The following is a 1,877-nucleotide window of genomic DNA, read 5'->3' as shown; positions in this document are numbered from 1 at the left end:
TGCCGCCGCGTAGACCACGGGCAGGTAGACATCGCCGTCCGGCCCGTCGGCCACGCTCATCGTCACCCGGCGCCACAGCAGGTCGCGGCTGCGCTGCGGGGCGTGGAACTCGGCGGCCATCACGCGCTCGGCTGGCACCCAATAGTACTTGCCGGTGCTGGTCAGCACCTCGAACACCGGGGCGACCATGTCATCGATGTCACGGAAATCGTCGAACTCGGCGTCGTCGATCCTGCCAGGGCAGGGCGGCGGGCCGCTTCGGCCTCCGCCGCCAGACGCGCCGCCTCGTCCTCGCGGCCCTCGCGCAGCGCGACCCCGGCCGCCAGCAGCACCTGCAGATGCGCCTCGGGCGGGGCCAGGAACTCGGGCACCCGGCCGGCGCTGAAATACTCCGCCCGGGCCTGGGCCGCGCGCACCAGCTGGCGGAACAGCGCGAGGCCGAGGGCCGCGCCCGGGTCCTGGTCGCCGATCACGTCGAGCTGCCGGTCGGCGCGCTCGAACTCGCCGGTGAAGCACAGCAGCTCGGCCAGGAAGACGCGCTTGCCGGTGTCGCCGGGGCTGGCCTTCACCTCGGCCAGGGCCGCTGCCACGGCGTCGGCCAGCCGGCCGGCCTGGAAATGGTCGGTCGCGTCGCTCATCGCAGCATCCTCGGTCGGGGCACGGGCATCACGCGGCCCGCGCGCCAGGGGCATTCAGTTCGGTGACCAGGCGGAAGCCCGACGCCACCTGGTCCAGCTGGAAATGCGGCCGCAGATGGATCGTGCAGCTGTACAGGCCGGGGCGGCCCGGCAGCTCGCGCACCGCGACATCGACCTCGCGCAGCGGGAAGCGGGCGCGCTGCTCGGCGCTGGCGCTGTCGCTGGAGATCGAATAGTCCAGCAGCCAGCGGCGCAGGAACTCCTGGCAGTCCTCGGCGGTCTGGAAGGCGCCGACGCGGTCGCGGCCGATGATCTTCACGTAGTGGGCGAAGCGGCTGATGCAGAAGACGTATTGCAGCATCGCCGACAGCCCGGCATTGGCGGTGGCGGCCTGGGAATCGTAGGTCCTGGGCCGCTGCAGCGAGGCGTTGCCGTGGAACACGGCGTGCGACGTGTCTCGGGCCCGGCACAGGGCGATCAGGCCCAGATCGGACAGGTCCTTCTCGATCGCATCGGTCAGCTCGACATCCGTCCCGAACCGCACGCCGACGCCGGGCCGGTCGGTGCCGAAGGACAGCTGCGGCAGGTCGGTCACCAGCCCGCCGGTGCCGCCCAGCGCCGAGGCGCCGCGGATCTCGGCGAACCAGCCGAAGCTGTCGAAGGCGCGGATCAGCGTGCCGGCGAAGGCGAAGCTGGCCGGGCCCCAGCAATAGCCGGACAGGTCGGGGGCCGACACGTCCTCGCGGTAGCGGAAGCCGTCGGTGCGGCTGCCGTCGTCGGGCCAGGGCGGGCGCATCAGCACCCGCGGCGCGGTCAGCCCCAGGAAGCGGGCATCGTCCAGGTCGCGCAGCGCCTGCCAGCGGTCGAAGGCGGGGCCGGACAGGCCGCGGGTGACGTCGATCGGCATCCCCAGCTCGGCGAAGCTCTCCAGCCCCAGCAGGGCCGGGTGCGCGCCGGCGACAAAGGGGGCGAAAGCGGCGGCGGCGACCTGGGCCATGCCCTTCAGCCCGGACACGTCGTCGGTCGGCCGGTCGGCGCCGGGGACATGGCTCAGCTCATACGCCCCGACCAGCACGCCGAACGGCTCGCCGCCCGGCATGCCGAACTCCTGCTCATAGACCTTCTGGAACAGGTGGCCCTGGTCGAACTCGATCGCCCGCTGGAAGTCGCGGCAGACCTCGGACCAGGACACGTCAAGGATGCGCACCTTGGTCTGGTCCGAGGTCTGCCGCGACTTCC

At 72.3% G+C, this 1,877-nt stretch carries 3 protein-coding genes; all 3 read right to left on the bottom strand.

Annotated elements, in window-relative coordinates:
• Nucleotides 1–189, bottom strand: a 189-nt coding sequence (locus P409_RS36675; RefSeq protein ID WP_274519202.1) for a type VI secretion system accessory protein TagJ, incomplete at its 3' end; no start/stop codon positions are given.
• Entirely contained in the window at nucleotides 162–638 is a 477-nt protein-coding gene (locus P409_RS33200) for a tetratricopeptide repeat protein (RefSeq protein ID WP_052121678.1), read from the bottom strand. The genes P409_RS33200 and P409_RS36675, both read right to left, overlap by 28 nt.
• A 28-nt stretch (nucleotides 639–666) precedes the next feature.
• On the bottom strand, nucleotides 667–1,877 hold a 1,211-nt coding region (gene tssC / locus P409_RS33195; protein ID WP_034848734.1), incomplete at its 5' end, for a type VI secretion system contractile sheath large subunit.

Source organism: Inquilinus limosus MP06 (assembly GCF_000767795.1).
In the GTDB taxonomy this organism is placed as follows: domain Bacteria; phylum Pseudomonadota; class Alphaproteobacteria; order DSM-16000; family Inquilinaceae; genus Inquilinus; species Inquilinus limosus_E.
Note: the sequence above shows the minus strand (reverse complement) of the source record. Positions and strands in the feature narration are given on the sequence as shown.

Excerpts from the sequence above, each read along its gene's own strand:
- P409_RS33200 (WP_052121678.1), bottom strand. The coding sequence starts at position 638 with ATGAGCGACGCGACCGACCATTTCCAGGCCGGCCGGCTGGCCGACGCC.